Below are 24,474 nucleotides of genomic sequence, written 5' to 3' on the forward strand. Positions count from 1 at the left end.
TCGCGGCGGCAGTGGGAGCTGGCGGAGTCCGGTGGAGCGGAGAGGACCGGATCGACGCTCCCGAACGGAGGGGCCCGGGTCCCTCAGCCGAAGGTCAGCTGGATCACCGAGGCGATGCCGAGGGCGGCGATGAGACAGACGGAGACGGTGATGGAGATGACCGCCCACGGTGTGGGCTGACCGCGTTCGGCGCGGATCGACCCGGCGCCGATGCGGTATCGGTCGGCCTGCATGGCGATCGCCGCGATGGCGAGGCCGAGGCAGAGGACGAAGACGGAGACGGAGACGACGGGGAAGATCGTGATCCAGCGGATGAAGAGGAGACTGACGACGGTCATCGTCAGGCTCGTCCGCAGCCACGACTGGGTCGTCCGCTCCGGCTGCAGGCCCGGATCCTCGTGCGGCATGTACCGCGTCGACTTCGACGGGGTCACAGCACCCCGGAGAAGACGAGGACGAGGAGACCGGCACCGAGCGCCGAGGCGAGGCTGACGATGGGGATGATGAGCGGCAGGGGCAGCGACTCCTTGCGCCGCATCGCCGACTCGATGCGGAACCAGCGGAAGGCGGCTCCGGCGGCGAGGACGAATCCGATGGCCATGAGCACGATCGACAGCGTCGCGCGCAGCCCGGGGGAGAAGATCGCCCCGGTGAACGCCTCGACCGCGATGCCGCCGCCGATGAACGCCAGCGACGTGCGGATCCAGGAGAGGAACGTCCGCTCGTTCGCGAGCGTGAACCGCGGGTCGGGATCCTCCCCGTCGGGGAACATCCGCTGGGCGAGCCTGCTGCGCGTGTCGTCGTGTGCCACGTCTTTGAGAATACATCCGCGTCCCACTCCCGGGCCGTCACCGTTCACAGTGTGATGCGGCGGTGACCACCGTCTGCGGTCACCGCCGGTGTCCGCCGACCCGTGTCAGTGGCGCCGGATACGCTCCCCACATGACGGATCACCAGCAGTTGGACGAGCGGATCGGGCGCATCACCCGCACCCCTTTCCGCTCGCGCTTCCACCTCCGCGACTCCGACCTCGACTACATCGCCGCACGCGACATGGACACGATGAAGCGGCACGCAGAGGACTTCATCGCCACCCGACTGGCCCCGCGCAATCCGCCACGCGACGGCAAGCAGACCCCGTGGAAGGGCCACCCCGTCTTCCTCGCCCAGCACGCCACGGCGACGTGCTGTCGCACGTGCCTGCAGTCCAGCCACGGCATCGCCGCCGGTCGTGCGCTCACTGCCGCCGAACAGTCCGAGGTCGTCGCCGTCATCTGCCGGTGGATCGAACTCGAGCTCGCCTCCGCCCCCGCCCGACGGTCCGTGCCGAGACCGCCGACCGCGGCGTCGAGGAGATCGCAGAGGACGGTGAGGCAGCCCGCCCTCTTCTGATCCATCGCCTGCGTCTCTGCACCCGTGTCCCACCCTGTGAGGCAGCACGCGGTCGTGCCTCCGTGCTGACGTAGCATGAACGCAGACCCTGCCGACCGGACCGGTGACGTTCGCGTCGGCAGTGCCGGAGACGACGAAGGAGACGTATGACCGACGGACCGAGCCAACCGCCAGCACCGCCGCAGGACTCCGGTCACGGCACCGTCGGTGAGGCCGAGGGCAGACCGAAGTGGAAGGTCATCGGCCCGGGCCTCGTCGTGGCGGCCACCGGTGTCGGTGCCGCCGACATGGTCGCCACGCTCGTCGCCGGCAGCCGGTACGGCTATGCGCTGCTGTGGGCCGTCATCGTCGGCGTCCTCCTCAAGATCATCCTCGTCGAAGGCGCCGGACGCTACACCCTGGCCACCGGCAAGACGATCTTCGAGGGCTGGCGGTCACTGGGCCGGTGGACGACCTGGTACTTCGGCCCCTACATCATCATCTGGGGCTTCGTCTACGGTGCGACGGCGATGAGTTCGGCGGCCTTGCCGCTGGCCGCGCTCTTCCCCATGGTGCCGCTGACGGTGTGGGCCGTCCTCATGGGGCTCGCCGGCTTCACGATGGTGTGGCTGGGCCGGTACACGGTGTTCGAGAGGATCACCGCGGTCCTCGTCGGGATCATGTTCGTCACCGTCGTCGGCCTCGCCGTCATCGCCGTGCCCAATGTGCCGGAGATGCTCCGCGGCCTCATCCCGCTCATCCCCGACGGCGGGGTCGTCTACACGCTCGCGCTCGCCGGTGGCGTCGGCGGCACGATCACCCTGGCCGCCTACGGGTACTGGCTGCGGGAGAAGGGGTGGATCACGCCCAAGTGGATGCGCGTGATGCGCATCGACAACACGATGGCCTACGTCATGACCGGCATCTTCGTCATCGCGATGCTCATCGTCGGCGCCGAGGTGGTCCGCTCCGCCGGCGTCGCCCTCTCCGCCGGGGATGAGGGACTCCTCGACCTCACCGATGTCCTCAAGGCCCGCTACGGCGACGTCGTCGGCGTCGGCTTCCTCGTCGGATTCTGGGCGGCATCGTTCTCCTCGATCATCGGAGTGTGGAACGGCGTCTCGCTGATGTTCGCCGACTTCTGGGGCCACATGCGCAAGAAGCCCGCCGGGCACCCGGACACGCTGACCGGCGGCAAGTACTTCAAGTTCTACCTCCTGTGGCTGACGTTCCCGCCGATGATCCTCTTCCTCCTCGACCGGCCGATCGGGCTCATCCTGACCTACGGCGTGCTCGGGGCGCTGTTCATGCCGTTCCTCGCCCTCACCCTCCTCGGCCTGCTCAACGGCAAGCGCGTGCCGAAGGAATGGGCGAACCGGTGGCACACGAACCTTGCGCTCGGGATCACCGCACTCCTCTTCCTCATCCTCGGCGTCCAACAGCTCATCGATGCCCTTTCCCCGCTGTGGAGCTGAGATGCCGTGCTGAGGCGCGGCAGCGGCGCTGACGCTGCCGGCCCGGCCGCTCACCGGCTGCGCTGAGGGAGGGCAGGCGGACGATAAGCTGGGAGGTGAGATGGCAGACGAGAACTCGGCAGCACCCGAGCACCAGAACACCTCCCGGAACGACGAGCGCCGTACCGATGAGCGCCCGGTGAGCAGCGAGCGCCCGGCCGATGAGCGCACTCCCAGCGAGCGGTCCCGCGGCAGAAGAGGATCCCGCCGAGGCGGGTCGGCGAAGCGCCGCGGCCGCCGGGGCATGACCGGGGCCGAGCACCGCGAGCGCCGTGCCCGCCTGCGGGAGTCGCGGGCCGCCCACCCCGTGGCGGTGACATACCCGGAGGAACTTCCGGTCAGTGCGGCGAAGGATGAGATCGCCGAGGCGATCCGCGACAACCAGGTCGTCATCATCGCCGGTGAGACCGGGTCGGGCAAGACGACGCAGCTGCCGAAGATCTGCCTCGACCTCGGCCTCGGCGTCGAGGGCATGATCGGTCACACCCAGCCGCGGCGCATCGCCGCGCGCACCGTGGCCGAACGCATCGCCGACGAACTCGGCGAGGACCTCGGGGGCACCGTCGGCTATCAGGTGCGGTTCACCGCGCAGGTCGCCGACGAGACCCGGATCAAGGTGATGACCGACGGCATCCTCCTCTCCGAGCTCTCCCGCGACAAACTGCTGCGCGACTACGAGGTCATCATCATCGACGAGGCGCACGAACGCAGCCTCAACATCGACTTCCTCCTCGGCTACCTCAAAGAGGTGCGCCGGCAGCGGCCCGATCTCAAGATCATCATCACCTCGGCGACGATCGACCCCGAATCCTTCTCGCAGCACTTCGACGACGCCCCGATCATCGAAGTCGAGGGCCGAACCTATCCGGTCGAGGTCCGCTACCGGCCCCTGACCGACGACACCGCCGACGATGACGTCGATGGACCCGGCGAATCCGGGGACTACGAGACCGGGGTCGAGGACCAGATCGACGGCATCATCGCCGCTGTCGACGAACTCAGCGCCGAAGAACCGGGCGACATCCTCGTCTTCCTCTCCGGAGAGCGCGAGATCCGCGACACCGCTGACGCCCTCGAGGCGCATGTGCGGAAGAACCCGCGGATGCGCCAGTGGGAGGTCATCCCGCTCTTCGCCCGGCTCTCGGCCGGTGAGCAGCAGAAGGTCTTCCGACCCCATTCGCGTCCGCGCATCGTCCTCGCCACGAACGTCGCCGAGACGTCCCTGACGGTGCCGGGCATCAAATACGTCATCGACGTCGGCACCGCCCGCATCTCCCGCTACTCCAACCGGACCCGAGTCCAGCGGCTGCCGATCGAGCGGATCTCGCAGGCCAGCGCGAACCAGCGCAAGGGCCGCTCCGGACGGACGAGCGAGGGCATCACAATCCGTCTCTACTCGGAGGCCGACTTCGAGTCCCGGCCGGAGTTCACCGACCCTGAGATCCTGCGGACCAACCTCGCCAGCGTCATCCTCCAGATGGCCGACCTCGGGTTCGCCTCATCCGACGAGGAGATCCTCGGCTTCCCGTTCCTCACCCCGCCCGATGCCAAGGCAGTCCGTGACGGGCGCACGCTCCTCGCCGAACTCGGGGCACTGACGAGTGACAAGTCGGGCGCCATCACGGTGACCCCGACCGGCAGGAAGCTCTCCGTCCTCCCCATCGACCCCAGGCTGGCGCGGATGGTCATCGCCGGTGCCGAGGCCGGGGTAGGGGGAGAGGTCCTCGTCATCGTCGCCGCCCTGTCGATCCAGGATCCGCGCGAGCGCCCCACCGAGGTGCGGGCCGCCGCCGATGAGAAGCACGCCCGGTTCGTCCATCGCGGCAGCGACTTCCTCTCCTACCTCAACCTGTGGAACTACCTCGAGGACGCGCAGGCGTCGATGTCGTCGTCGAAGTTCCGTCGGCAGATGAAGGCCGAGTTCCTCAACTTCGTCCGGATCCGCGAATGGCAGGACCTCGTCGGCCAGCTCCGCTCCCTGCTCGGGTCCGCGGGCATCCGGGTCGACCGTCCGACCTGGCGTCAGGGCGACACCGAGGCGGCTGCCGGCGGAGATGACAGCCGTGCCGGACGAGACGGTGCCGGACACCAGGGGGCGAACCGCCGAGTTCAGGGCCGCGGTCAGGGGGCGGTCGCCTCGGCGAGGACATCGTCTGAGAACCGAAGCGGACAGGGCAAAATCGGGTTCGCCGAGCTCACGGCGGCGAAGAAGCAGGCGAAGAAGGCCCGCGGGGGAGTCGAGCCGGGCCGCGGAGCCGACGCCGCGGCGATGAAGCTCGACCTGCGAGCCGTGGCGATCCACCGGGCGCTGCTCACCGGGCTGCTGTCGATGATCGGGTCGCGCTCGGAGAAGCACAAGGACTACCAGGGGGCGCGCGGCACGCGGTTCGCGATCTTCCCGGGATCGGGGCTGTTCAAGGTCAATCCCGACTTCGTCATGGCCGCCGAGCTCGTCGAGACCTCGCGGCTGTGGGCGCGCACGGTCGCGGCGATCGACCCCGACTGGGTCATCGACGCCGCTGGCGACCTCGTGACCCGGCAGCATTCGGAACCGCACTGGTCGCGGACGGCGGGGGCGGCGATGGTGCACGAGAAGATCGCGCTCTACGGCGTCACGCTCGCCAGCGACAGACGGGTCGGCTACGGCACGATCGATGCGGCCGCGGCCAGGGACATGCTCATCCGCAACGGCCTCATCGACGGTGACTGGCGTGAGCGGTTCGGCTTCCTCGACCACAATGCCGCCGTCGTCGAGGAGGCGGAGGAACTCGCCTCGCGGACCAGGAACCGTCGGGTCCTCGACCAGGACGACGCCCTCTTCGACTTCTACGATGCCAGGATTCCCGCCACGGTCACCTCGGCGGCGGATCTCCGGTCGTGGTGGAAGGGGCAGAAGCGGCGCGATCCGCACCTGCTCGACCTCACGACCGCGGTGCTGCTCAGCGAAGACAGCGAGTCGCTGACCGCCTCGGTGGCTGAGGACTATCCCATGGAATGGGAGCTCGCCGACGGGACGGCGGCGAAGCTGCGCTACTCGTTCGACCCCGGATCGACGGAGGACGGGGTCACCGTCGAGATCCCGGCAGCGGCGGTCCCGCTCGTCGATCCCAACGAGTTCAGCTGGCAGGTGCCGGGTCTGCGCGAGGAGCTCGTCGCCGCCTACATCCGGTCGCTGCCGAAGAACAAGCGACGCTACTTCGTTCCCGCCCCGGACGTCGCGCGGGAGATCCTGCCCGCCCTCACCCCGTATCAGGGGAGCCTTCCCGAGGTGCTCGCCGCCCACCTCAGTGACCGCGCGGGCGGCGGAGGCCTCCAGGACCTCGTGCCGATCACCGTGTCGGCCGACGACTTCGATCGGGAGCGGATTCCCGCGCATCTGCGCATCCGCTTCCGCCTCGTCGACGGGACGAGGACCGTCGGCCTCGGTGAGGACCTCAGCGTGCTGACGAAGACCGCGAAGCCGCAGGTGAAGAAGGCGCGCGTGAAGGCCTCGGCATTCACCGAGAAGCGGGGGCTGACCTCGTGGAGCATCGGGCAGCTGGCGGATCCGGACACCGCCGATGCCGGTGTCGTGCCCGGGCTCGCCGATCGCGGAGAGAGCGTCGACCTCGTCGCCTTCGACACCGCGGTCCAGGCGCGCCTGGCCAGCCGGGAGGCGGTCATCACCCTGCTCAGCCTGGGTGCGGGTGAGGCGCTGAACTATCTGCGGGACGGGCTGACGACGGAGGAGAAGCTCGTCCTCGCCGGGCATCAGAAGCGCTCCGATGAGCTGCTCGCCGCCATCGTGCGCGCCGGCGTGCGCGGCATCGTCGAGTCCGAGCTCGGACCTGCCGAGACGTCGTGGGTCGGCGATGAGGCGGCATTCTCCCGGCTGCGGACTGCGGTGAATGCGCAGATCACCGAGGTCACGGCGACGCTGCTGCCTGCGGTCATCACGGCGCTGCGCCGCGCCACCGAGCTCGAGAAGCTGATGTCGTCGGCGTCGTCGCTGACGATCCTCGCCAATCTCGCCGATGTCCAGGCCTGGACCGGATCACGGGTCAGTGCGGCGGCGATCGCGGCGATGACACCGGCGATGGTGAGCGCTCTGCCGCGGTGGGTCGAGGCGGAGACGGTCCGCATCGGCGCCATGCAGGACTCTCCGATGCGTGATCGTCAGCTCATGGATCGGGTGACCGGCAGCGCCGAGGCGGTCGCGAAGAAGCTCGCGACCCGTTTCCCGGGACTGGGATCCGAGCCGTGGAACCGGTGGCTCGTCGCGGTGCCGAGTGAGTGGCGAGCGGTGCTCGTCCAGCTCGAGGAGCTGCGCGTCAGCCTCTACGCGAACGGCTTGGGCACCCCGCAGCCGGTCTCGGAGAAGCGCATCGCGAAGGCCCTGGCCCTGCTGTAGCCGGTCGCCGTTCGTCGTTCGCGGGTCGGCCTCAGTGAGCGACGGCGCTTCGGTGGTCGTGCGTCTCGGGGTCCTCTGGCCCCGGTGCGAGCGACCCATCCCGCACGTGGAGTTGCACACACACCGCGTGCACGGGGTGTGTGTCGTGCTCCGGGTAGTTCTCGCGAAGCTGCGCGGTGTGTGCGGAGCTCAGCGGTGTGCATCGCGCGCCGAGGTGGGTGTGGCGTTAGAGTGAAGTCGTGAGCGATCGTTTGACTCGAGCGAAGGCAATCGCCGATGAACTGGCTGCGCTGGACGACGAGGAAACGATGGACCTCCTCTACGGTTCACGAGTGGTCGGTGTCGGCATCGGAGGCACGACAAGGGTTGCGCAGTTTCGAGGGTCGAAGGTTTTCATCAAGCAGATGCCGCTCACCGCTGAGCAGAATCTCGCTCCCACTGCGACACGGAGCTGGCTCGATCTGCCTGTCACCAGTCACTACGGTCTCGTCAGTCCTTCGCACGGCGTCGGAAGAGAGCTGGCTGCTCATCAGCTCACCTCTGCTTGGGTGTGGGAACGCGAGGCCGACTTCTTCCCGCTGCTGCTGGACTGGCGCATTGCGGATGTCACTTGCGATGTCGACTTCAGTGAGTTCGATGTCGCAGAGGTCCGTCAACGGTGGGGGAGATATTGGCCGAAGATCCGAAGAGAGATCGATTCCCTCCGAGCGTCACGCAGCAGCCTGCTGCTCGTGCTCGAATATGTTCCAGAGACGTTGGCATCGTGGCTGCGCAGCAGCGTCGCCTCCCGGCGAGCAGGAACCATATTCTCCGACGCCGTCGCCCAAATCCTCGAGGCGACGACGTGGATGAAGTCGCGACATTTCCAGCACTTCGATCTGCATCCGGGCAACATTCTGGTTCGCGATGGCACGCTGCTATTCAGCGATTTCGGATTGGCTCTTCACTCATCCTTCGTTCTCAGCTCCGCAGAAGAGAACGCGATGTCCGCGCATGGCGACTTTGATCGTGACACCGCCCTCATGCACCTGTTCCACTGGCTGCTCTATGAAATGGGATTTGAATCGCGGGAGCAGAGGTTGAAGCTTCTGCGGTCATTTGCGAACGGTTCTCGGCAGATCGTGCCCGACCCGGTGCGCGAGGCGCTCGGCGACAGCGCGGGGCTCCTGATGGACCATGCACACACTGTTGTCGCCATGACGGACATGTACGACGCTCTGGTCGTCGATGTGACCGCGACAGACTACGGCCGAACGACCCGGGCGACGCGCTGGTGAAGCCGCAGGTGGCCTGTTGCGTCGGTGCGATCGACCCATCACGCACGTGGAGTTGCATGCACACCGCGTGCACGGGGTGCGTGTCGTGCTCAGGGTAGTTCTCGTGAAGCCGCGCGGTGTGTGTGGTGCTCAGCGGTGTGCATCGCGCGCCGAGGCGGGAGTGGAGCTCCGGGTGGCGTGTGACGCTTCGGGTAGTGCGCAGTGCGCCGCAGGCGTCCGGACGCCGCCGGGGTCCGAGCGCCGCAACGATCCCGACGTCGCGAGGCCTCCGGCGGTCCGCCGGAGCTACATCGGGGCGGGGTTGCCGGTGAGGTATCCGGCGAACAGCCACCACAGGGGCAGTGCCGCGGCGACGAGGAGCGCTGCGGCCGCCCAGGAGATCCGCCAGCGCCAGGTGCGGCGGCGCGAACCGATGAAGAGGAACGCGATCCACAGCAGCACGCAGAGGGCACCCGAGAGGCTGAGGAAGACGATTCCGACGACGTCCCACCCTGTGGTGCCGAGATCGAACATGAACTTCGCGATCTGCGCGATCGACAGGGAGAAGAGCACCGCCAGCGCGAGCAGCGGGACTCCGAGGACGCCGGCGATGATGAGCGGGGAGGCCTTGAGCCACCGCTCCTTCGGCTCCGACCGGCCGGCGTAGTCAACGTATTCCTCAGTCATCGCCACTCAGCCTAAGCGGACTCTCCGAAAGGAGCCTGGGATCACGGTCGACTGTGACTGATCGGACAGGGACTCCCAGCCCGATCGGCGGTAGGATATTTTGGTGACTTCTGGCCAATATTCTGACAAAGAGATCCGCACGCAGGCGGCGCGTCGCCGCACCTTCGCAGTGATCTCGCACCCGGACGCCGGCAAATCGACGACCACCGAGGCGCTCGCCCTCCACGCGAAGGCGATCGGTCAGGCCGGAGCCACCCACGGCAAGGCGGGCCGCCGCGCGACCGTCTCCGACTGGATGCAGATGGAGCAGGACCGCGGCATCTCGATCTCCTCGGCCGCCCTCCAGTTCGAGTATCGCGACGCGGTCTTCAACCTCGTCGACACCCCCGGCCACGCGGACTTCTCCGAGGACACCTACCGCGTCCTCTCCGCCGTCGACTGCGCGGTCATGCTCATCGACGCCGCGAAGGGCCTCGAGTCGCAGACGATGAAGCTCTTCGAAGTCTGCGCCCACCGCAACATCCCGATCATCACCGTCGTCAACAAGTGGGACCGCCCGGGCCTCGACCCGCTCGCCCTCATGGACGAGGTCCACGAGCGCACCGGCCTCCTGCCGACGCCGATCACCTGGCCGGTCGGCCATTCCGGTGACTTCCGCGGCGTCCTCGACCGTGTCACCGGCGAGTACACGAAGTACACGCGCACCGACGGCGGCGCGACGATCGCCGGTGAGGAGACCCTGTCGGCAGACGCCGCCGCTGAGCTCGAAGGCGATGCGTGGACGACGGCGGTCGACGAATCCGAGCTCCTCGACATGGAGGACCAGAACCACGACCAGGCGACGTTCCTCGCCGGCAAGTCGACGCCGGTGATGTTCGCCTCGGCGGTGCTCAACTTCGGCATCCACAAGCTCCTCGACATGCTCGTCGATCTCGCTCCGGCCGCCGAGGCGCGCGAGGACAAGGACGACAACCCCCGTGACGTCGACGCCCCCTTCTCCGGGTTCGTCTTCAAGGTGCAGGCCGGCATGGATTCCAACCACCGCGACCGTCTCGCCTACATCCGGGTGTGCTCGGGCGTGTTCGAACGCGGCAGCGTGCTCACACATTCGGCCACCGGCAAGCCGTTCGCGACGAAGTACGCGCAGCAGGTCTTCGGCCGTGACCGCGACGTCGTCGACGAAGCGTTCCCCGGGGATGTCGTCGGCCTCGTCAACGCCAGCGCGCTGCGCGTCGGCGATTCGCTCTACCTCGACAAGAAGGTCGAGTTCCCCGGCATCCCGACGTTCTCGCCCGAGCACTTCATGGTCATCCGCGCCAAGGACTCCTCGAAGTACAAGCAGTTCCGGCGCGGCATCGAACAGCTCGACCACGAAGGCGTCATCCAGGTGCTGCGCTCGGACCTGCGCGGCGACCAGGCACCGGTCCTCGGGGCCGTCGGTCCGATGCAGTTCGAAGTCGCCGAGGACCGGATGAACAACGAGTTCAACGCCCCGTGCTCGCTCGAACGCCTCAACTTCTCCCTCGCCCGGCGCACCACCCCTGAGTGCGTGCCGACCCTGGCCCGGGAGCGCAACGTCGAGGTGCTCAGCCGCTCCGACGGCGAGCTGCTCGCGCTGTTCTCCGACCGCTGGCGCCTGCAGGGTGTGCAGAAGAACCACCCCGACCTCGTGCTCGAACCGCTCGTCGTCAGCTGACGAGGCCCCGGCGCGGACGGGTGCTCCGCGGTTTTGACGTGATCACTAAGATGGATATTCGGGTTCGCGCGCACGCGCAGCAGCCCGGACTGCGGGGAGACCCGAGAGGACAGAAGGAGAGTTCGTGGGAACGAAGAAGATTCGAGTCGCCATCGCCGGTCTCGGCAACTGTGCGTCGTCGCTGATCCAGGGTGTCGAGTACTACCGGGATGCTGCCCCCGGCACGAAGGTTCCCGGACTCATGCACGTGGAATTCGGCGACTATCACGTCGGTGATCTCGACTTCGTCGCCGCGTTCGACGTCGACGGCAAGAAGGTCGGCACCGACATCGCCGAGGCGATCACCGCGAGTGAGAACAACACGATCACCATCGCCGAGGTGCCCCCGACCGGTGTGACCGTCCAGCGCGGTCCCACGCTCGACGGCCTCGGACAGTACTACCGCGAGACGATCGTCGAGTCCGACACCGACCCCGTCGATGTCGCCCAGGCCCTGCGCGACGCCGAGGCCGACGTCCTCGTCTGCTACCTGCCCGTCGGCTCCCAGGAAGCCACCGAGTACTACGCCCAGGCCGCGATCGACGCGAAGGTTGCCTTCGTCAACGCCCTGCCCGTCTTCATCGCCGGGACGAAGGAATGGGACGAGAAGTTCCGCGCCGCCGGGGTGCCGATCGTCGGTGACGACATCAAGTCCCAGATCGGTGCGACGATCACCCACCGCGTCATGGCGAAGCTCTTCGAGGACCGCGGCGTCGTCCTCGACCGGACCTACCAGCTCAACGTCGGCGGCAACATGGACTTCAAGAACATGCTCGAACGCCAGCGCCTCGAGTCGAAGAAGATCTCGAAGACCCAGGCCGTGACCTCGAACACCCAGGCCGAGCTCTCCGCCCGCGACGTCCACATCGGCCCCAGCGACTACGTCGAATGGCTCGATGACCGCAAGTGGGCGTTCGTCCGCCTCGAGGGCCGCAACTTCGGCGACGCCCCCGTCTCCCTCGAATACAAGCTCGAGGTCTGGGACTCCCCGAACTCCGCCGGCGTCATCATCGACGCCGTGCGCGCCGCGAAGATCGGCCTCGACCGCGGTGTCGGCGGTGCGCTGATCTCAGCCTCGTCGTACTTCATGAAGTCCCCGCCGGAGCAGAAGAGCGACGACGCGGCGCATGAGGCCGTCGAAGCCTTCATCCGCGGAGACATCGAGCGCTGACCGTCCCGGCGCCGCACCGCGTCGCGTCGTACAGCACGGATGCCGGCTACCCCGCCAGGGTGGCCGGCATCCGTGCATCTGCTCGACAGCGTCCGACATCCGGCGCCCGGCGTCCCGCCCGCTCCGGCACGACGCCTGGCGCCCGACGTCCCCACCGTCTCCCGCACGACGCCTGGCGCCCGACGTCCCCACCTCCTCCGGCACGACCCCGGCCGAGCGGGCGGATCCGACCGCATGCGTCCCGGCAGTCAACCGAATCCTGGTATCTTGTCTCAGTGACTGCGCTCACAGGATGACGTCATCCGCCGAGTGCAGTCGGCCGCAGAGTGCCGCCGCGCGCACCGCCGACCCGAACCAGGAGACACCATGTCGACGAGAACAGCCGACACCGACACCCAGGCGCAGAGCCCCGACCGACTGAGCTGGCTGATGCGCGTGCTCGTCGTCATCGAGAAGGCCGGCAACAAGCTGCCGCATCCCTTCTGGCTCTTCCTCTCCCTCGCCGTCGTCGTCATGATCCTCTCGGCGATCTTCTCGGCCACCGGGCTCAGCGCCGTCAACCCGGCCACGGGGGAGACGGTGTCGGTGACGAACCTCTTCACGACGGAATCCCTGCGGGAGATCGTCGGCGGGGCCGTGATGAACTTCGTGACGTTCCCGCCCCTCGGGCTCGTCATCATCGTCCTCCTCGGCGTCGCCGTGGCCGAACAGTCCGGTCTCATCCCGGCGATGCTGCGCGGCACGATCGCCGGGGCCTCGCCGAAGTGGATCACCTTCATCGTCGCCCTCGCCGGCACCGCCTCGTCGATCGCCTCCGACGCCTCATACATGATCATGATCCCGCTCGGCGGACTCGCGTTCCGGGCCGTGGGCCGCAACCCGCTGCTCGGCTGCATCGTCGCCTACGCAGCGACCTCCGGCGGGTACTCGGCCGCACCGATGGTCAACGCGATGGACACCGTCCTCGGTGGTCTCTCCACCTCGGCGGCGCAGATCATCGACCCCGAATACGTCGTCAGCCCCGTCGCGAACTTCTACTTCAACTTCGTCTCGATGTTCGTCGTCGCCGGTGCCATCACCCTCGTCACCGAACTCCTCCTGTCCAAGCGCGCCGACGCGATGGTCCTCGACGAGCCCGATGAGAACGATCCGGACGTCTTCGACGTCAAGATGGCACTCGACGCCAAGGAGAAGCGCGGCGTCCTCTTCGCCGTCATCACGATCGTCGTCTGCGCGGTCATCCTCTTCCTCCTCGCCCTGCCCGCCGATTCGTTCCTCCGCGACGAAGCCGGCGGCTTCGGACCCGAATCCGGCCTCATGGCCGGCATCGCCGCGATCATCGGCTTCGGCTTCTTCATCGTCGGCATCGTCTACGGGTACGCGACCGGGTCGATCACGAAGGTCTCCGACATCCCGGAGATGATGGGCAAGGGGCTGCTGCCGTTCGTGCCCGTCATCGTCCTCTTCTTCGCCGCCAGCCAGTTCCTCGCCCTCTTCAAGATGTCGAGCCTCGGTGAGATCCTCGCGATCCGGGGAGCCGACCTCTTCGGCTCGCTCGAGACGAGCACCTTCGTCATCCTGCTCGGCGGCTGGCTGCTCGTCGCCCTCGGCGCGCTCTTCCTCACCTCCGGGTCGGGTCTGTGGACGCTCATGGCCCCGGTCCTCGTGCCGATGTTCATGCTCCTGTCGATCTCCCCGGAGACGACGCAGGCGCTCTACCGGATCGGCGATTCGACGACGAACATCATCTCCCCGATGTCGCCGTACTTCGTCGTCGTCCTCGGCTTCATCCAGCGGTACAAGAAGGACGCGGGCATCGGCACGCTGCTGTCGTTCACGATCCCGCTCTCGTTCACGATGTTCCTCTTCTGGGGTCTGCTCTTCTTCATCTGGTGGTTCACCGGCATCCCGTGGGGTCCCGGCGCGGCCATGGACTACTCGATGAACTGAGCCCCCACCTCGCCGAGGCGGTCCACCGCAGCCATTCGCGCGCCGGGGACGGCCGGGCGTCGTACCGGCAGCGGAATACCCGGGTCGGCAGAAGTGTTGCAATCATGCAACGCTCTGTCCCCGGACCCCGCAGTCCTCAGTGACCGTCCAGGTGATCCGGCTAGACTGGCAAGCGACGTTCGACTCGCCAGACGGCGAGACCACTACTCAGATCGAAAGGATCTCGACCGTGAGTAACCCCATGATGGACCGCACCATCAGAGAAGGCGTCCAAGCCGGACGCAACCAGCAGCCGGTCATGTCCGACCAGCAGCTCAACGACCTGTTCAACCAGCCGGCAGCGCAGGAGCGCAACACCGGTCGTCCCGTCGACGACCGGGCGATGACGTACGACGACGTCATGATGAAGACGGGCATCCTCTTCGCGATCCTCCTCGCCGGCGCCGTCCTCGGATGGTTCGTGCCCGTGCTCGCCTTCCCGGCGATGCTCATCGGCCTCGTCCTCGGTCTCGTCAACGCGTTCAAGCGCGAACCGAACAAGGGCCTCATCATCGGCTACGCCGCGTTCCAGGGCGTGTTCCTCGGCGGCATCTCCGCGATCTTCGAAGCCCAGTGGGACGGCATCGTCCTCCAGGCCGTGCTCGCGACGCTGTCCGTCTTCGGTGTCATGCTCGCCCTCTTCAAGTTCAAGGGTGTGCGCTACGGCTCGAAGATGATGAAGTTCATGCTCATCGCCGTCGGCGGCTACGCCGTGTTCTCGCTCATCAACTTCGGCTTCGCCCTCTTCACCGGCACCGGCGGCGCCCGCTCGATCGAGATCTTCGGCATCCCGCTGGGCATCGTCATCGGCATCGTCGCGACCGTGCTCGCCGCGATGACCCTGATCATGGACTTCCAGATGATCGAGGAAGGCGTCAAGCAGCGCATTCCCGAGCGCTTCTCGTGGCTGTGCGCGTTCTCGCTCATGACCACGCTCGTCTGGCTCTACATCGAAATCCTGCGCCTCCTCTCCTACTTCAGGAACTGAGGCCTGCGCGCCGAATCCGGCGCGTAGGATGAGCACATGAACGACACGACGGCGGACCTCGACACCGAGGTCCGCCGTCTGCGTATCCGCATCATCGGCCTCACCCCCACCCAGCTCGTGCAGGTCGGGGAGTCCGCGGCGGGGACGCGGAGGCAGACCATCGCCGAGGCGCTCGCGGAGTTCTCGCGGATCGGCTCGGCGGGGCGCCCGGTGCCCGATATCGGCGACCACAGTCTCGCCGATCAGGTCGTCGTCCTCATCGACACCGGGATCGCCGCCGCGAAGACCCTGCCGCCCGCACGGGGGCAGGAGATGCTCGAGCGTCTCCACACCGCCGCCGTCGACCTCCGTCGGAACCTGGCCTAGACCATGGCCGGCCGCCGCACGCTCGTCTTCGCCACCGCCGGCGCGGTCGCCGCCCTCGTCTACTTCGGCGCCTCCGAGTTCCTCGCCGGGGTGCTCTCGACCGCCTCGGCGCCGCTGCTCGTCTTCGGGCAGACGCTCATCCCGCTCATGCCGACGGTGCTCATCAAGGCCGCCATCGCGGTGTTCGGGACGCATGACAAACTCGCCCTCATCATCACGATCGCCGCCGTCGGCGTCATCGTCGGCGGCCTCATCGGTCTGCTCGGGCGCACCCGGCGGGGACTCTCACTCGTCCTCCTCGCCGGTCTCGGGGTCCTCCCGATCGTGCTGCTCTTCACGACGGGCGGAACGCTGCTCGACTTCGCTCCCGCGCTCGGCGGCGTGCTGCTCGGCTGCGCCGTCTACCTCGGGCTGCTGCGCCTCGGCGCTCCGGAGCCGGCCCTGGTCGCGGCCGCGCCGGAGCAGACGCACCTCGTCGGGGTCGGTCCCGGCGGGACCGGTCTGTCCGACGCGGTTCCACCTGCCGGCGCCCCGCCGACCGACGCCGGGCCGGATCGGCGGATGTTCTTCGGCATCGCCGCGGGTCTGAGCGCCCTCGGCATCGCCGCGATCGCCGCCGGGCAGTCGGCGGCGGTGCTCGCACGGAATGCGGCAGGCACGGTCACCCGGCTCGTCCTGCCGCGCCCGGCCTCCTCGGCGCCTCCGGTCCCGGACGGTGCCGAGCTCGACATCGAGGACCTCGCGCCGATCGTCACCCCGAATGCGGAGTTCTACCGCATCGACACGGCCCTCGTCCCGCCCGCGGTCGCCGCGGATTCGTGGTCGCTGCGCATCCACGGCATGGTCGACCGGGAGGTGACGGTGACGATGGAGGAGCTCCTCGGCCTCCCGCTCGAAGAGCACTATGTGACGCTGACCTGCGTGTCGAACGAGGTCGGCGGCGACCTCATCGGGAACGCGAAATGGCTGGGCTACCCGATCCGCGAACTCCTCGCCCGGGCCGGTCCGCAGGCAGGCGCGGACATGGTGCTGTCGGGATCCGATGACGGCTTCACCGCCTCGACGCCGCTCGAGGTCCTCACCGACGACCGCGCCGCCCTGCTGGCCGTGGGGATGAATGGTGAGCCCCTGCCGCGCGACCACGGCTTTCCCGCCCGCCTCGTCGTGCCCGGGCTCTACGGGTTCGTGTCTGCGACGAAATGGGTGACGAGTCTCGAGGTCACTCGGTTCGCCGACAAGCAGGCGTACTGGACGACGCGCGGCTGGTCGACCCACGGACCCGTGCTCGTGGCCTCCCGCGTCGACGTGCCCCGGGCCGGGTCGACCGTGGCGGCACAGGACGGGCGAGTCGTGACCGCGGGCATGGCGTGGGCGCAGCATTCCGGGATCGAGCAGGTGCAGGTGCGCATCGACAACGGCGACTGGAACACCGCCGAACTCAGCGAGGAGCTCACCGTCGACACGTGGCGGCAGTGGCGGTTCGTCTTCACCGGAGTCGCACCCGGGTCGCACACGGTGACTGTGCGGGCGACGGACAAGGACGGCAACGTCCAGATCTCCGACCGCAGGCCGGCGATCCCCGGCAGTGCGACGGGTCTGCACGACCGGGACTTCCGCGTCGACTAGGACATCAGCCGGTGGGGTGGCGCTGCGCGACGTCGCGGGCGACGTCGACGTACCAGTCGACGATCGTCGGGTCGACCGCGGTCGTGCGATTGACGGCCGCCGGATCACCGCCCTGGATGACGCGTTTGATCGGCACCTCCATCGTCTTGCCCGTCCGCGTCTTCGGGATGCCGGGGGCCGCGATGATCTCATCGGGCACGTAGCGCGGGGACAGGCGGGAGCGGATCGCCTCGGTGATCGCGGATCTCAGGTCAGCGTCGACCTCCGTGCCCGGGTCGGGCACGACGAACAGCGGCATGAAGTACCCGCCGCCGGGCAGTTCGGCACCGAGGACCATCGATTCGGCGACACCGGGCACCTGATCGACGACGTGGGTGATGTCGGCCGAGCCCATGCGGATGCCGCCCCGATTGATCGTCGCGTCCGACCGGCCGTGGATGACGTATCCGCCGCCGGGGATCTTCGTCGCCCAATCGCCCTGCCGCCACAGGCCCGCGAAGTCGTCGAAGTACGCCGCCCGGTACTTCGACCCGTCCGGGTCGTTCCAGAACATCACGGGCATCGAGGGCATCGGGGCGGCGATGACGAGCTCGCCGACCTCTCCCTCGACGCTCTGCCCGTCGCCGTCGACGATGCGGGCGTCGACGCCGAGGTAGGGGCCCTGCAGCTCGCCGAGCCACACGGCACCGAGCGGGTTCGACCCGAGGATGCCCGAGGCGACGTCCGTGCCGCCGGAGTCGGAGCCGACGAGCATGTCGGCTCTGATCGCCTCGTACGCCCACGTCCAGGTCTCCGCCGGCAGGGGAGAGCCGGTCGAGATGATCGTGCGCAGGGATGTGAAGTCGAGGTCGTCCTTCGGCACCGCCCCGGCGCGGGCACCGATCGAGAGGACCGCGGCCCCCGCGCAGAAGAGGGTCGCACGCTCCGCGCTGCAGATCGCCAGATGTCGATCCGGTCGCTGCCAGGTCGGGGCGCCGTCGTAGGTGATGATCGTCGCCCCGCGCATCATCGCGTCGATCATGAGGTTCCAGACCATCCACGTCGTCGAGACCGCGAAGTGGACGCGGTCGCCGGGGCGGACGTCGTACTGGAGGGCATTGGCCTTGAGCGATTCGAGGACGACCCCGCCGTGGGAGTGGACGATGCCCTTGGGCCGGCCGGTCGTGCCGGAGGAGTAGAGCACCCAGAGCGGATGGGAGAAGTCGACCCGCTCGTACTGCGGCTGCGCCTCCTCGGCGATGATCTCGCTCCAGCGTGCGCTCGGCACCGTGAGGGAGGCGGCATCTGCGTCGCTGCCGGTGACTCCGCTGGCTTCGTGGTCGCCGGCAGCCTGCTGTGTGAGGGTGTCGACGAGGATGTGGTGGCGCACGGTCGGCAGGGCCTCGAGGACGGCCGGCAGCTGGGCCAGCTGGTCGCGGTGGGTGCCGCCGAACTCATGGGAGTCGACGGTGAAGAGGACGCGCGGTTCGATCTGGGCGAAGCGGTCGGCGATGCCGTCGACCCCGAAGTCGGTGTTGACGACCGACCAGATCGCGCCGAGGCTCGCCGTCGCGAGCAGGGCGACCGGGGTCTGGACGATGGCGGGCAGCACCGCGCACACGGTGTCGCCGGGACCGACGCCGAGGCGGCGCAGATGGGCGGCGAGCGAGGCGACTTGGGCGCGCAGCTGCGCCCACGTCAGGGTCTCCCGAGCACCGGTTTCGTGGAGGCCGACGACCGCCTCGGCGTCCGGGGTCGCCTCGGCCTGCCGGAGCAGGTTCTCCGCGTAGTTGAGGGCGGCGCCGGGGAACCAGCGGGTCGCGGAGATCGAATCGCCCTCCCGGACGGGACCGGTGCCGCGCTCGCCGATGACGTCGAAGTGGGACCAGATGGCCTCCCAGAACTCATCGAGGTGGGAGACGCTCCATGCGTGGAGGTCGGCGTAGTCGCGCGTCTGAACCCCGTGGGTGTCGGCGAGCCGGGCCATGAACGCCCGGAGCTGCGAGCCCTCGATGCGCTGCGGGCTCGGCTGCCAGAGTTCGGTCCTGTCCATGCGTGACTCCCATCGGTCGGTGAAGACGGTCGTGCACGGTCCCCGACCGCAGAGGCCGTCGCACCGCGCTGAGCTCGTCCTATCTTGTCACGACGAGGGGGCGGGTGAGACGCATGCTCGGGTTGCGCGGTAGTGTCGCAGACACAGACGCGCAGCGCGGAGCACGGTCTCCACCTGCTGCGCTCCGTCCCGCATCACAAAGAGGTGGTTCTCGTGTTCGGTCTGCCGACGACGACCGTCGTCATCATCTTCGGCATCCCCGCGCTCTGGGTGATCTACACCCTCGTCTTCGTGTTCCTCTCACGCCGCTGGGGTGCTGAGGACGCTGCCGACGGCGCACCCGGTCCCCTCACCGACGGACCGGGCGGACCCACCGGCACGGTCACCCCGACGCATGGATCCGGAGACCGGTCATGAATATCGAGACGTGGTTCCTCATCATCTACTTCATCGCCATGGCCGGAATCGGCGTGTGGACGATGCGGATCGGGTCCCAGGGTTCGGAGGGGTACCTCCTCGGTGGACGCAGCCTGGGACCGGCGGTCACGGCTCTGCGACTCCAGTCCTCATCGATGTCGGGGTACATGTTCCTCGGCGCCGGGTCCCTCGGCTACACGCAGGGGTACTTCTCGCTGTGGTACGCGATGGGGGACATCGGCGGCGGGGTGCTCAACCTCTCGATCCTCGGCCGGCGGATGCGCAAGCTCTCCCAGATCCTCGGGTCGCTGACGTCGATCGGCTATCTCGAACAGAGGTACCCGTCGAAGTGGATCCGGGCGATCGCCGCCCCCATCGCCCTGTTCTGCATCTTCTTCTACGTCATGAGCCAGTTCATCGCCGGCGGTCGCGGCCTCGAGATGGTCACTGGGATTCCGTACGCGTGGGCCCTCCTCGTCGCCGTCGGCGTCATCGTCTTCTACACCTTCCTCGGCGGGTACCTCGCGGTCGCCTATACGGACTTCGTCCAGGCGATCATCATGTGCGTGGGCATGGTGTGGATCCTCATCGGCACGCTCCAGGCCGTCGGCGGGTTCACCGCCGGCAATGAGGCGGTCGGCGAGATCAACCCGAATCTGCTCACGATGTGGGGCCCCGGCGGCTACGCCGATGTCCAATGGGGCGTCATCGTCGGCGCTGTGCTCGTCTTCTCGATCGGGTACATGGGGTGGCCGCACGTCAACGTCAGCCACATGGCGATGAAGAAGCCGTCGGTGGCAAGGGCCGCGAGCCTCTACGCGACCGGATTCAACCTGCTCTTCATCCCTGCGCCCTACATCGTCGGCATCATGGCGCTCATCATCCTGCCGGGCCTCGACAATCCGGAACTCGCCGTGTTCCAGGTCGCCGACGCCGTGCTGCCGAGCTTCGCCGTCGGCATCGTCATGGCAGGCATCATGGCCGCGATCATGTCGACCGCTGATGCCCTTTTGCTGCAGTCCGGGACGATCGCCAGTCAGGACCTCTTCCAGCGCTTCATCAAACGGGACATGAGCGAGCGTGCCTCCGTGTGGGTCTCACGCTTCACAGTCCTCATCCTCGCCGCGGGCGGCTACGTTGTGGCGGTGGGCGATCCGCCCGCAGTCGCCGAGGTGGTCATCTTCTCCACGACCGTGCTCGGTGCCGCGTTCGTCCCCGTCTACGTCGCCGCCGCGTGGTGGAGGAAGGCCAATGTGCCCGGGGCGATCGCCTCGATGGTCGCAGGGACTGTGTCCTCGGTGGGGTGGCAGCTCAGCGGACTCGTCGACGTCACCGGCATCGACCCGATGGGTGTCGGGATCGTGACCTCGACGCTGGCGATCATCGTCGTCTCCCTGGCCACGCAGCGGTCTCATCCGGTGCCTGCGCACATCGTCGAAGAGCTCGAGGAGACCGCGAAGATCGGTCCGATTCCCGCACGGATGCTCACCGGGCAGAACGCTGCGCTCTCCTCCCAGGTGCCCAAGGATGCGTGATCCGATGTCGTCTGCCGACTCCGCCGACCGGCCACCCGACACTGGGTGGCGGCCCGATCTCGATGAGGTCAGGTCCGACGCGCCCGAGTCGGGTGACGGTCGTCGGTCCGCTCGAATCCTCCGGCTGACGGCCCCGGTCACCGCCGCCGAGGCGGTCGCGGTGTTCCGGCGCAAGCTCCCGGGTGCTGAGGCTGAGGCCAGAGCCGTGGCCCACCCGTTCTGGTCGATTGCGATCGACGTGCGGACTCGAGGCGTTTTCTCTCGGCAGGGAAAGTCAGCCCACGGTGGCACCGTCCACGTCCTCGTCAACGCCACGACGGGGAGCGCCGCAATTGCCGACTTCAGTCCGCGGACCGAACCGTTGACGAGTTCGGATCGGCACAGCGCTTCAGCCTGGGCCCACCTCGTCGGAGACGACGCTGGTCGGACCGACGCCGAGCGCGCGGCGCGCAACCTGGTGCGCACCAGCGTGACGCGGACCGTCAAGCTGGGCATGCGCATCGACCTCGAACAGGCGGGACAGGCCAAGTTCGTGCTCAAGCCGAATTGGGTGGTCACAGGCGCGAACTCGACGCACAGCGCGACGTTTCTCGTCGATGGTCTCGACGGGTCGCACTACATCGTGCGGGTTGCGAAGCGGTGATCGCGGGAGCGCTGATCGTCGCGACGCTCACCGGTAGTGAGGTGCGCGGAATCGGGAGCACCCGTGATGTCGGCATATACCTACGGCAAATACGGAATATACGGTAATGTACGGTCGAGAGTGAAGACCGCATCGTCACACGCACCTGGGGGTCCCGATGACCATTGTCATCCCGCCGTCGTCGGCGGCCAACGAGGAGTCGCCGTATCGGCCCGGATTCGGCACGACACCGCCTGTGGCGGTCGGTCGCCAACCGGAGGTCAACGCGTTCGCGCGGGCGCTCGATCAGCGCGGCGGCACGGGACGGACCGTGTTCGTCACCGGTCAGCGCGGTGTCGGCAAGACGGTGCTGCTCAACATCTTCGAAGACGTCGCGGAGTCACGGCAGTGGCTGACCGTCCGGGAGCAGGCGTCGCCGGGATTCGTCGACCGGCTCACGCAGGCCCGACTGCCCGAAGTGCTCGAGGCCCACGACGCCCATGAGACGACGAAGTCGAAGATCGTCGGCTTCACGCTGCCCGGCGGCGCCGGAGGTCTGACCACCCGGACGGAGACGACGAGCGCGCTGCAGCCGGACTTCCGGCACCACCTCATGTCCGTCCTCGAGATCCTCGATGCCCACGGCACCGGGCTCGTCATCGCCCTCGACGAGGTGCACCGGTCGAACATCGACGAGTTCCGGGCCGTCACCGACGCCGTGGCGTACGCGATGTCCCAGGAGGCGCCGCTCGCGTTCGTCGCCGCGGGGCTGCCGGCGAGCATCGACACGATCGTCAACGACGAGGTCTCGACCTTCCTCCGCCGGGCCGACCGGATCAACCTCGGCAGCTTCTCCGCTGAGGACACGAAGCTCGCTCTCCGGCTTCCCGCGGAGGAAGCGGGGAAGGGCTTCGACGAGGCGGCCCTCGACCTCGGGGCGCAAGTCTCGCTCGGCTACCCGTACATGGTCCAGATCATCGGGGATCTGGCCTGGCGCGCGGCGGGAGAGGCTGACCGCATCGCCCGCACCGACGTCGAATCGGTCGTCGACGAGGCCAAGCAGATCCTCATCCAGCAGATCTACGAACCGACGCTCGCCGCACTGACGCCCGGGGCGCGGAAGTACCTGGCGGCGATGGCCGACGACGAGGACATCTCGCACACCGGGGAGATCGCCGACCGCCTCGGCGCGAAGAAGCAGACCGCCAACGACTACCGCCGCATGCTCCTCGCCCACGGGGTCATCGAGGCGCCGGCGCACGGGGTCGTGCGCATCGTCATTCCGCACTTCCGGGAGTACGTGCGCGACCGCACCGGGGACCGCTGACCGCCGGGGCCCGCATCGGGCCCTCGATGTGCCGGCCGGTGCGAGCACCTGGTGATGCCCCGTCACCGAGGCGGCCGGCACTCAGCCCCAGGCCTTGGCGTCCGTGACGCAGAACGGATGACCGGCGGGGTCGAGGAGGACGACCCACGTGTCCCCGGGCTGCGGATCGGCCCGGGTGGCACCGAGCTCGACGATCTTCGCGGCCGCCGCCTCGACGTCGTCGGCGGCGAGGTCGAAGTGGAACTGCTTGCGTCCGTCGTCGGGCCAGTCCGGTCGCTGGTAGTCGGGGATCGTCCCGATGCCGAGCGCATTCGAAGGTCCGGTGAGCATCGCGTAGTTCTCGTCGGAATAGGAGATCGGCCAGCCGAGGACCGCCGACCAGAATTCGCCGAGTGACGCGGCGTCCGGAGCGTCGAGGGTGACCATCGCGAGCGCCGCGACGGGGGCCTGGGAGGTGTCGGTCGGGGTCGAGTTCGTCTCTGTGTCAGTCATGTCTGCCATTCTTGTGTCATGGACGACGGCGTCGCTAGGAAAAATCCGCCAAGTGCGGCGTCCGGCGCGCTCGCGTGCGGGCCCGCGACCCGACCGCCGGATCACTGGCTGGGACGGGTGCTGCGTCCGAGGGAGCTCCTCGACCACGCGCGCTACGCCTCCGCGGTGCCCGACGAGGCGCTCAGCCCCTGGGTGGAGCGCTACTGGTCGGTGACCTGGGACCTCGGGCCGGGGGAGCGGTACCGTGCGACGACGGTGTCGGAACCGGCGATCAACCTCACCTCCGAGTGGGGTCGGCTGCGGCGGGCCGACACACCGGGGCCGGGGATGTGGGTGACCGGTCCGGTGACGCGCACGCGCTTCGACGTCGGACTGTCCGGCACCGGTGGGGTCGTCGGAGTGAAGTTCCGCCTCGGTGGGACGCTCGCCTTCGCCCGGGAGCGACCGGCGAGCATCCGCGACACGACGGTCCCCGCGGCACAGTGGTTTCCCAGCATCGATGAGGACCTTGAGGTGCCGCAGGATCTTCGGTCTGCCGCCGAGGTGCTCGACCGCTGGCTGCTCGCGCGCGCTCCCGTGCTCACCGACGGGTACTCCCGGGTGCGTCGCGCGCTCGCCCTCATGGCCGACCCCGCGACGACGAACCTCGGCAGGCTCGCCGCGGGTATGGCGATGAGCGAGCGCAGCCTGCAGCGTCTCTTCCTCGACCACTGCGGGGTCGGCGTCAAGCGGATCCTCATCAGGGCGCGGGTCAGCGACGCGGTGGCCGCGCTCGATCGCGGTTGGGACGGACCGCTCGGTGACCTGGCGAACGAGTTGGGCTGGTTCGACCAGTCGCACTTCACCACCGACTTCCTCCGCCACACCGGCTGCCGGCCCGCCGAGTACGCGGCGGCGTCCCCGCGTCACGCACCACAGTCTGAGGTCGGCAGAGGTGAGGAGGTCCGCCCGTGAGC

Annotated in this window: 20 protein-coding genes; 15 read left to right on the plus strand and 5 right to left on the minus strand. The window is 68.2% G+C overall.

The features are described 5' to 3' along the window. Positions 1–83 precede the first annotated feature (83 nt). Both ACFQ91_RS03775 and ACFQ91_RS03780 read right to left on the minus strand, forming a co-directional pair. Positions 84–434 carry a DUF202 domain-containing protein gene (locus ACFQ91_RS03775; RefSeq protein ID WP_232623536.1) on the minus strand — a complete coding sequence of 117 codons (351 nt, stop codon included), beginning with the start codon at positions 432–434 and terminating at the stop codon, positions 84–86. Continuing rightward, positions 431–811 (minus strand): YidH family protein, encoded by a 381-nt coding sequence (locus ACFQ91_RS03780; RefSeq protein ID WP_137824252.1) that lies wholly within the window; start codon positions 809–811, stop codon positions 431–433. Before ACFQ91_RS03780 ends, ACFQ91_RS03775 begins: the two co-directional genes overlap by 4 nt. Positions 812–942: 131 nt before the next feature. Between ACFQ91_RS03780 and ACFQ91_RS03785 the strand changes: the two genes are divergently transcribed. From ACFQ91_RS03785 to ACFQ91_RS03800, 4 genes are all read left to right on the plus strand, one after another. Next, positions 943–1,392: a DUF4186 domain-containing protein gene (locus ACFQ91_RS03785; RefSeq protein ID WP_198498274.1), complete on the plus strand. Its 450-nt coding sequence runs from the start codon at positions 943–945 to the stop codon at positions 1,390–1,392. A gap of 146 nt (positions 1,393–1,538) precedes the next feature. After that, positions 1,539–2,846, plus strand: a complete 1,308-nt coding sequence (locus ACFQ91_RS03790) for an Nramp family divalent metal transporter (RefSeq protein ID WP_198498275.1) — start codon at positions 1,539–1,541, stop codon at positions 2,844–2,846. 100 nt (positions 2,847–2,946) lie between these two features. After that, positions 2,947–7,275 (plus strand): ATP-dependent RNA helicase HrpA, encoded by a 4,329-nt coding sequence (gene hrpA / locus ACFQ91_RS03795; protein WP_198498276.1) that lies wholly within the window; start codon positions 2,947–2,949, stop codon positions 7,273–7,275. Positions 7,276–7,514: 239 nt separating this feature from the next. Then, positions 7,515–8,552: a hypothetical protein gene (locus ACFQ91_RS03800; protein ID WP_198498277.1), complete on the plus strand. Its 1,038-nt coding sequence runs from the start codon at positions 7,515–7,517 to the stop codon at positions 8,550–8,552. 285 nt (positions 8,553–8,837) lie between these two features. Here the strand turns inward: ACFQ91_RS03800 and ACFQ91_RS03805 are convergent, their stop codons facing one another. Then, entirely contained in the window at positions 8,838–9,218 is a 381-nt protein-coding gene (locus ACFQ91_RS03805; protein WP_198498278.1) for a hypothetical protein, read from the minus strand. A 103-nt stretch (positions 9,219–9,321) separates the two neighbouring features. Here ACFQ91_RS03805 and ACFQ91_RS03810 point away from each other — a divergent pair, with 103 nt between their 5' ends. The 6 genes from ACFQ91_RS03810 to ACFQ91_RS03835 all read left to right on the plus strand — a co-directional run bounded on the left by ACFQ91_RS03810 (position 9,322) and on the right by ACFQ91_RS03835 (position 17,093). Further along, entirely contained in the window at positions 9,322–10,914 is a 1,593-nt protein-coding gene (locus ACFQ91_RS03810; RefSeq protein WP_198498279.1) for a peptide chain release factor 3, read from the plus strand. Positions 10,915–11,038: 124 nt separating this feature from the next. Continuing rightward, positions 11,039–12,124 (plus strand): inositol-3-phosphate synthase, encoded by a 1,086-nt coding sequence (locus ACFQ91_RS03815; RefSeq protein ID WP_198498280.1) that lies wholly within the window; start codon positions 11,039–11,041, stop codon positions 12,122–12,124. A gap of 366 nt (positions 12,125–12,490) precedes the next feature. After that, positions 12,491–14,074 carry an AbgT family transporter gene (locus ACFQ91_RS03820; protein WP_198498281.1) on the plus strand — a complete coding sequence of 528 codons (1,584 nt, stop codon included), beginning with the start codon at positions 12,491–12,493 and terminating at the stop codon, positions 14,072–14,074. 229 nt (positions 14,075–14,303) lie between these two features. Further along, positions 14,304–15,101 carry a Bax inhibitor-1/YccA family protein gene (locus tag ACFQ91_RS03825; protein WP_376870695.1) on the plus strand — a complete coding sequence of 266 codons (798 nt, stop codon included), beginning with the start codon at positions 14,304–14,306 and terminating at the stop codon, positions 15,099–15,101. A gap of 36 nt (positions 15,102–15,137) precedes the next feature. Next, on the plus strand, positions 15,138–15,467 hold the full coding sequence (locus ACFQ91_RS03830; protein ID WP_198498282.1) for a hypothetical protein: 330 nt from the start codon (positions 15,138–15,140) through the stop codon (positions 15,465–15,467). A 3-nt stretch (positions 15,468–15,470) separates the two neighbouring features. Further along, the gene (locus ACFQ91_RS03835; protein WP_198498283.1) at positions 15,471–17,093 is read left to right on the plus strand and encodes a molybdopterin-dependent oxidoreductase; all 1,623 of its coding nucleotides are present in this window, start codon (positions 15,471–15,473) and stop codon (positions 17,091–17,093) included. A 4-nt stretch (positions 17,094–17,097) separates the two neighbouring features. Here the strand turns inward: ACFQ91_RS03835 and ACFQ91_RS03840 are convergent, their stop codons facing one another. After that, positions 17,098–19,125 (minus strand): acetoacetate--CoA ligase, encoded by a 2,028-nt coding sequence (locus ACFQ91_RS03840; RefSeq protein WP_198498284.1) that lies wholly within the window; start codon positions 19,123–19,125, stop codon positions 17,098–17,100. Positions 19,126–19,257: 132 nt separating this feature from the next. On the opposite strand from ACFQ91_RS03840, the gene ACFQ91_RS03845 reads away from it, so the two are divergent. The 4 genes from ACFQ91_RS03845 (at position 19,258) to ACFQ91_RS03860 (ending at position 23,026) form a co-directional block, all read left to right on the plus strand. After that, positions 19,258–19,542 (plus strand): hypothetical protein, encoded by a 285-nt coding sequence (locus ACFQ91_RS03845; protein ID WP_198501039.1) that lies wholly within the window; start codon positions 19,258–19,260, stop codon positions 19,540–19,542. Then, a complete protein-coding gene (locus tag ACFQ91_RS03850; protein WP_198498285.1) occupies positions 19,539–21,077 on the plus strand; it encodes a sodium/proline symporter in 1,539 nt (512 codons plus the stop codon). Before ACFQ91_RS03845 ends, ACFQ91_RS03850 begins: the two co-directional genes overlap by 4 nt. A gap of 205 nt (positions 21,078–21,282) precedes the next feature. After that, the gene (locus ACFQ91_RS03855; protein WP_198498286.1) at positions 21,283–21,720 is read left to right on the plus strand and encodes a hypothetical protein; all 438 of its coding nucleotides are present in this window, start codon (positions 21,283–21,285) and stop codon (positions 21,718–21,720) included. A 157-nt stretch (positions 21,721–21,877) separates the two neighbouring features. Then, the gene (locus tag ACFQ91_RS03860; RefSeq protein WP_198498287.1) at positions 21,878–23,026 is read left to right on the plus strand and encodes an ATP-binding protein; all 1,149 of its coding nucleotides are present in this window, start codon (positions 21,878–21,880) and stop codon (positions 23,024–23,026) included. An 81-nt stretch (positions 23,027–23,107) separates the two neighbouring features. Here ACFQ91_RS03860 and ACFQ91_RS03865 read toward each other — a convergent pair whose 3' ends face one another. Then, complete coding sequence (locus ACFQ91_RS03865; RefSeq protein WP_232623537.1) at positions 23,108–23,518, minus strand: VOC family protein; 411 nt, start codon at positions 23,516–23,518, stop codon at positions 23,108–23,110. 117 nt (positions 23,519–23,635) lie between these two features. On the opposite strand from ACFQ91_RS03865, the gene ACFQ91_RS03870 reads away from it, so the two are divergent. Next, positions 23,636–24,472 (plus strand): helix-turn-helix domain-containing protein, encoded by an 837-nt coding sequence (locus ACFQ91_RS03870; protein ID WP_232623538.1) that lies wholly within the window; start codon positions 23,636–23,638, stop codon positions 24,470–24,472. Positions 24,473–24,474 lie beyond the last annotated feature (2 nt).

The sequence above is a fragment of the Brevibacterium sp. NPDC056726 genome, from assembly GCF_042790515.1.
Lineage (GTDB): Bacteria > Actinomycetota > Actinomycetes > Actinomycetales > Brevibacteriaceae > Brevibacterium > Brevibacterium sanguinis.